General features: G+C 49.4%; 6 protein-coding genes and 1 pseudogene. 1 reads left to right on the top strand and 6 read right to left on the bottom strand.

All coding sequences use genetic code 11. The annotated features are described in order from the left end of the window. Positions 1-31: 31 nt before the first annotated feature. From trxB to bfr (HMPREF3277_RS06915), 6 genes and pseudogenes are all read right to left on the bottom strand, one after another. Positions 32-982: a thioredoxin-disulfide reductase gene (trxB, locus tag HMPREF3277_RS06935; protein ID WP_003767378.1), complete on the bottom strand. Its 951-nt coding sequence runs from the start codon at positions 980-982 to the stop codon at positions 32-34. 95 nt (positions 983-1,077) lie between these two features. Beyond that, positions 1,078-1,224: pseudogene (locus tag HMPREF3277_RS15300) on the bottom strand (IS5/IS1182 family transposase); the annotation flags it as partial. Between the two features lie 173 nt (positions 1,225-1,397). After that, complete coding sequence (locus HMPREF3277_RS06930; protein WP_003755407.1) at positions 1,398-1,952, bottom strand: hypothetical protein; 555 nt, start codon at positions 1,950-1,952, stop codon at positions 1,398-1,400. A gap of 125 nt (positions 1,953-2,077) precedes the next feature. Continuing rightward, on the bottom strand, positions 2,078-2,581 hold the full coding sequence (locus HMPREF3277_RS06925) for a hypothetical protein (protein ID WP_049223289.1): 504 nt from the start codon (positions 2,579-2,581) through the stop codon (positions 2,078-2,080). Positions 2,582-3,217: 636 nt separating this feature from the next. Further along, positions 3,218-3,691 carry a bacterioferritin gene (gene bfr / locus HMPREF3277_RS06920; protein WP_003755415.1) on the bottom strand — a complete coding sequence of 158 codons (474 nt, stop codon included), beginning with the start codon at positions 3,689-3,691 and terminating at the stop codon, positions 3,218-3,220. A 22-nt stretch (positions 3,692-3,713) separates the two neighbouring features. Continuing rightward, positions 3,714-4,178 (bottom strand): bacterioferritin, encoded by a 465-nt coding sequence (bfr, locus tag HMPREF3277_RS06915; protein WP_003755417.1) that lies wholly within the window; start codon positions 4,176-4,178, stop codon positions 3,714-3,716. A 477-nt stretch (positions 4,179-4,655) separates the two neighbouring features. On the opposite strand from bfr (HMPREF3277_RS06915), the gene typA reads away from it, so the two are divergent. After that, positions 4,656-6,467: a translational GTPase TypA gene (gene typA / locus HMPREF3277_RS06910; RefSeq protein WP_003765802.1), complete on the top strand. Its 1,812-nt coding sequence runs from the start codon at positions 4,656-4,658 to the stop codon at positions 6,465-6,467. Positions 6,468-6,526 lie beyond the last annotated feature (59 nt).

The following is a 6,526-nucleotide window of genomic DNA, read 5'->3' as shown; positions in this document are numbered from 1 at the left end:
TTGTCCTGATTTAAATTTAATCCACTATATTTTACAACCCTTGGCGGTCGAGCCAGCGTTCGGCGTCCAGTGCGGCTTGGCAACCGGAAGCCGCGCTGGTGATGGCTTGACGGTAGGTATGGTCTTTGACGTCGCCTGCCGCCCATACGCCTTCGATATTGGTCGCGCCGACGTTGTCGCCCGTACCGCCTTTGGTTTTCAGGTAGCCGGTTTCATCCATATCGAGCTGGCCTTTGAAAATGTCGGTGTTGGGTTTATGGCCGATGGCGATGAAAACGCCTTTGACGGCAATATCTTCGGTGGTGCCGTCGTTGCGTTTCAGGCGAGCGCCGGTGACGCCGCCTTCGTCGCCCAAGACTTCTTCCAGATTGCTGTTGAGCTTGAGGATGATTTTGCCTTCTTCAACGCGCTGCATGAGTTTGTCCACCATGATTTTTTCGGCGCGGAAGCTGTCACGGCGGTGGATCAGGGTAACGGTATTGGCAATGTTGGCGAGGTAAAGGGCTTCCTCTACGGCGGTGTTGCCACCACCGACGACGGCCACGTCTTGTTGTTTATAGAAGAAACCGTCACAAGTCGCGCAGGCGGATACGCCTTTGCCGGCAAAGGTTTCTTCGCTGGGCAGCCCCAGATATTTGGCGGATGCGCCAGTGGCGACGATCAGGGCGTCGCAGGTGTATTCGCCCATATCGCCTTTGAGGGTGAAGGGTCGGTTTTGTAAATCGACGGTGTGGATTTGGTCGAAAATCATTTCGGTGCCGAAGCGTTCGGCGTGAGCAAGGAAGCGCGCCATCAGTTCCGGGCCTTGTACGCCTTCGGCGTCGGCGGGCCAGTTGTCGACTTCGGTGGTAGTCATCAGTTGTCCGCCCTGTTCGACACCGGTAATGATGACGGGCTTGAGGTTGGCGCGGGCGGCATAGACGGCGGCGGTGTAGCCGGCAGGACCTGAGCCGAGGATGATAAGTTTGTGATGGTTGCTCATGATGTTTTCCTTACTGAGAGATTGAGTGTGTTTCAGACGAGGTAGATTTTACTTGAAACTCAGGTCGTCTGAAAATGCAGATGCAACCGCATTCCCCTTTTCTTTTGATAAAGGGTATTGACTGAAGGCATCTTGTATAGTGGATTAACTTTAAAGCAGTACGGCGTTACCTCGCCTTGCCGTACTATCTGTACTGTCTGCGGCTTCGGCGCCTTGTCCTGATTTAAATTTAATCCACTATAGTATTAACTAAAGGCATCTTGCATTTTACGGCGATGCATAAACAAAGGTCGTCTGAATTTTCAGACGACCTTCATCTGTTTTAATCGGCAAATCTGCGAATTCTGTTACGCTGTCTTTCTCTGATCAGCATTCTTTGCCGAATCGGAAACCCGTTTAAAACAATCAAATGGCTTTAGCGGCGGCGGCCAAAACCGCGACTCATTGGGCGGCGATAATTGGACGGCTGCTGGGTTGTTTGACGGTAACGTTGTTGTTGCGCCGCCTGTTGTTGCGCAGGCAGGCTGCGGGTATTGAGTTGCTGGCTGGTACGGCTGTTGGGACGGGCCGTTTGATAATAATGGGCGCGTGCGCGTTGGGCAATCGGGCTGTTTTGATTACGCGCTTGTGTGAATTTGTTTGCCAGCGCGTTACCGATGAATGCGCCTGCCGCCGTACCGACCAAGCTTTGCAGCAACCAGCTGCCAGTGGATTGGTCATAAATATATTGTTGTCCGTCTGTTCCGGTCACAGGCTGACCATTGTTGCCGTTGGCTTGTGCTTCGGCAGGAATGGTATCTTTCACACCTTCCGGCGTGAGTTGGTAAATCGTATTGTCTTGTTGTTGGGCAAGTTGCTGCTGAAGCGCTTCGATTTGTTTTTGCTGCTGCTCAAGCTGGGCTTGTGTATTGTCTTTGCAGGCAGCGAGAGCAAGTGAGGAAAGTGCGGCTAAGGCAATGAGTTTTTTCATTTTTTTATCCTTTTTGAAGTGGTATTGTCTAAGCCGAGCGTTATCGGCAAACTGCGCGTCAATATACTGCGCCTTGCCGTGGAATATGGTGCAAATTTGATTTTTATCAAGTGCGTCAATATGGTTTACAAAGGCAGGCGGGGGAGTTTGGCTGCGAAAGCAAGGCTGTTGGCAATCAGGCTGCCATGATTTTCCATTTCGTGTTCGGTTTCGACAATCAGCAAGTTGTCAGGACGGCGGGCATGCAGGCTCATATGCATTTGGGCAGGGGTAAATGGAAGGTGGTGGCGTTTGGCAAACGCTTGGGCGCGCTGGTTGGCGGTTTTCAGCATGGGCAACAACGTGATATCCAGATGGAAACGGTGTACCCCCAATACCAAGATGCGTGCGGCAAAAAAGTCGGCTTCCTCCGTAAAGACAGCAGGACTGTCTGCTTCAAAATCGTGCCTTTCGCCTGCAATCAAAGTGGCAACCATACGGATTTGCGGAATCAATGCCTCGCTAATCAGCGTATCTGCACTGCCCGGCAAGGCTTGGGAAGCTGTTGTGTGATGGCTGTTGCCGTCAACAATCATTTGGCAGCGGTGTAAAGGAAGGTTTTTTGTTTGGGCGTGTATGGAGGGTGTCATGGCTGTAATCCTGATTCAGTTGTGTTTTATTTCATATTTCAATTGATGCGGCCATGTATAGGTAACAAAAAAGCCGCTCAAATGAGGCGGCTCTGATTTGCGTATCCTATCTCTAATCTGTTTCAGACAAGCGCAAAAAAGTACCGCACGTTTGTGTGGTACCAATAGAAGAAAGCAGATGAATGATGCGCTGTTTGCATGACAGAATACATAAATAATGGAATAGGTAATGTGTGCAGTTTAAAACAAAAATTCTAAATATTTCAAGAGCAGCAAGGGAAATAATACAAAAATATTTATAACTTATTATTATTCATATAATTTTATTTCAGTTTAAAACCACATATGCTGCATATTCACTTCTTAACAAAGCAGGGAACCGTCTCTTTTACTGACAAATTATAGTGGATTAACTTTAAACCAGTACGGCGTTACCTCGCCTTAGCTCAAAGAAAACGATTCTCTAAGGTGCTGAAGCACCAAGTGAATCGGTTCCGTACTATCTGTACTGTCTGCGGCTTTGTCGTCTTGTCCTGATTTAAATTTAATCCACTATATTAAAAGAAAAACGGCATATCCGAAAGGATATGCCGTTTATGGGTGCAGGGACTGCTATATTTGGCAGTAGTTTGTGTTTTAGTCCTCTTGCGCCGCTGTTTGCAGGTAGTTCGGCAAACCGACTTTGCCGATCAGCTCCTGCTGGGTTTCGAGCCAGTCGATGTGTTCTTCGTTGATGTCTTTTTGTTTTTCCAACAAATCACGGCTGACGTAGTCTTGCTGTTGTTCCGCGATGGCGATGGCAGCGATGAGGGCATCGTGTTTTTCCTGTTCTTTCGTCAAATCGCAGGACAGGATTTCCTCAGTTGATTCACCGATCAGCAGCTTGCCCAATTCTTGCAGGTTAGGCAGGCCTTCCAAGAACAAAATACGCTCGATTAAATCGTCTGCGGATTTCATTTCGCGGATGGACTGTTTGAAGAAATGTTCGCCCAATTCTTCAAAGCCCCAGTTTTTCAAAATGCGGGCATGAAGGAAATATTGGTTGATGGTAACCAAGAGCAAGCCCAAGTTTTTGTTCAGCTCGCGGATAACTAAGCGATCGCCTTTCATTTTCAGCTCCTTATACGCTTAATTACAGTTGGCTTTGGTAGTAGTTGCCTTCGCCGACGAGCTCGATCAGACGCAGTTGTTGTTCCAGCCAGTGGGCGTGATCTTCTTCAGTGTCTTTCAACTGGGCAATCATCAAATCACGGGTAACGTAGTCTTGTGCTTCTTCGCACAGTTTGATGCCTTTTTTCAATGCATCGCGTACTTCGTACTCGGTGTTCAAATCCGCTTTCAGGCAGGAAATCACGTCGGTACCGATGTTCAGTTCGGCACGGGTCATTTTAGGCGTACCGCCCAGCATCAGGATACGGCGGATGAAGTCTTCGGCATGGGTAGTTTCTTCTTCCATCTCATGATTCAGACGCTCGAACAGTTTGTTGTAGCCCCATTCGGAGTACAGGCGTGAGTGGATGAAGTATTGATCGCGTGCAGCCAGCTCGCCGGACAACAGTTCGTTCATATAATCGATAACAGCTTGATTGCCTTGCATAATTCTTTCTCTTTCTTTGAAATTGTAAAGTGTCTGTAAAAAACATTGCGTGTTGTTTCTTGATGGCTGAATTGTATGAAAAAGCCTGACGCTTGACAAATTTTCTATTTAAAATACAAACAATTATCAAAAGAAACAGAAGCCTTAAAAGGTCGTCTGAAAATTCAATACCTTGTTTTATATAGATATTTGTTGCCATTGGTATTAAGAATCCATTTCAACATTCAAAAACATTTACACTCTTTAACCATAAATAAAAGCAAATAAATTACAAAACCCAATCAAATTTTATTATTAATTATTCTCAAATGCTTTTATCGTCAAACTGTGCCGCAGTGTGCATAGTGACTGATGGTTGAACCGGGATAAACGCCGTACCGATTCAAATTTAATCTACTCCCCCTCCGTCCGATAAGATGAACCGTGATATAATCGCGAGTTACTTTTTGATAAAAATCATTTGAAATACATATCACCATGAAACAAATTCGCAACATTGCCATCATCGCCCACGTCGACCACGGCAAAACCACATTAGTTGATCAACTGCTGCGCCAATCCGGTACATTCCGCGCCAACCAGCAGGTTGACGAACGCGTGATGGACAGCAACGACCTTGAAAAAGAACGCGGCATTACCATCCTCGCCAAAAACACCGCCATCGATTACGAAGGCTACCACATCAACATCGTCGACACCCCGGGACACGCCGACTTCGGCGGCGAGGTGGAGCGCGTTTTGGGTATGGTGGACTGCGTCGTATTGTTAGTAGATGCGCAGGAAGGCCCGATGCCGCAAACCCGTTTCGTTACCAAAAAAGCCTTGGCTTTGGGACTGAAACCGATCGTCGTCATCAATAAAATCGACAAACCGTCCGCCCGCCCGAGCTGGGTCATCGACCAAACTTTCGAACTCTTCGACAACTTGGGCGCAACCGACGAGCAATTGGACTTTCCGATTGTCTACGCTTCCGGCCTGTCCGGTTTCGCCAAACTGGAAGAAACCGACGAGAGCAACGACATGCGTCCGCTGTTCGACACCATCTTAAAACACACGCCCGCACCGAGCGGCAGCGCGGACGAAACGCTGCAACTGCAAATTTCCCAACTCGACTACGACAACTACACCGGCCGTCTCGGCATCGGCCGCATCCTGAATGGCCGTATCAAACCTGGCCAAGTCGTTGCCGTCATGAACCACGATCAACAAATCGCCCAAGGCCGCATCAACCAGCTTTTGGGTTTCAAAGGTTTGGAGCGCGTACCGCTTGAAGAAGCCGAAGCCGGCGACATCGTGATTATTTCCGGTATCGAAGACATCGGTATCGGCGTGACCATTACCGACAAAGACAATCCCAAAGGTCTGCCGATGTTGAGCGTGGACGAACCGACGCTGACGATGGACTTTATGGTGAACACCAGCCCGCTGGCGGGTACCGAAGGCAAATTCGTAACCAGCCGCCAAATCCGCGACCGCCTGCAAAAAGAATTGCTAACCAACGTCGCCCTGCGCGTGGAAGATACCGCCGATGCCGACGTGTTCCGCGTATCCGGACGCGGCGAACTGCACCTGACCATTTTGTTGGAAAACATGCGCCGCGAAGGCTTTGAACTGGCAGTCGGCAAGCCGCGCGTCGTGTACCGCGACATCGACGGTCAAAAATGCGAACCTTATGAAAACCTGACCGTGGACGTACCGGACGAAAACCAAGGCGCGGTAATGGAAGAACTCGGCCGCCGCCGCGGCGAACTGACCAATATGGAAAGCGACGGCAACGGCCGTACCCGCCTCGAATACCATATTCCCGCGCGCGGCTTGATCGGTTTCCAAGGCGAATTCATGACCCTGACGCGCGGTGTCGGCCTAATGAGCCATGTGTTTGACGACTACGCGCCTGTAAAACCGGATATGCCCGGCCGCCACAACGGCGTACTGATTTCCCAAGAGCAAGGCGAAGCCGTCGCTTATGCCTTGTGGAATCTGGAAGACCGCGGCCGTATGTTCGTATCGCCCAACGACAAAATCTACGAAGGCATGATTATCGGCATCCACAGCCGCGACAACGATTTGGTGGTCAACCCGCTCAAAGGCAAAAAACTTACCAACATCCGCGCCAGCGGCACCGACGAAGCCGTGCGCCTGACTACCCCAATCAAGCTGACGCTGGAAGGTGCGGTCGAGTTTATCGACGATGACGAGCTCGTTGAAATCACGCCGCAGTCCATCCGTCTGCGCAAGCGTTACCTGAGCGAACTGGAACGCCGCCGCCACTTTAAAAAGCTGGATTGATTCCACTAGGCTGTTGATGAAATGAAAAAAGGTCGTCTGAAATTTTCAGACGACCTTTT

It is taken from the genome of Neisseria sp. HMSC70E02 (genome assembly GCF_001838645.1).
Classification (GTDB): domain Bacteria; phylum Pseudomonadota; class Gammaproteobacteria; order Burkholderiales; family Neisseriaceae; genus Neisseria; species Neisseria macacae.
Note: the sequence above shows the minus strand (reverse complement) of the source record. Positions and strands in the feature narration are given on the sequence as shown.

Coding starts and splice junctions, on each gene's coding strand:
- trxB (WP_003767378.1), bottom strand. CDS start 982: ATGAGCAACCATCACAAACTTATCATCCTCGGCTCAGGTCCTGCCGGC.
- HMPREF3277_RS06925 (WP_049223289.1), bottom strand. CDS start 2,581: ATGACACCCTCCATACACGCCCAAACAAAAAACCTTCCTTTACACCGC.
- HMPREF3277_RS06930 (WP_003755407.1), bottom strand. CDS start 1,952: ATGAAAAAACTCATTGCCTTAGCCGCACTTTCCTCACTTGCTCTCGCT.
- typA (WP_003765802.1), top strand. CDS start 4,656: ATGAAACAAATTCGCAACATTGCCATCATCGCCCACGTCGACCACGGC.
- bfr (WP_003755417.1), bottom strand. CDS start 4,178: ATGCAAGGCAATCAAGCTGTTATCGATTATATGAACGAACTGTTGTCC.
- bfr (WP_003755415.1), bottom strand. CDS start 3,691: ATGAAAGGCGATCGCTTAGTTATCCGCGAGCTGAACAAAAACTTGGGC.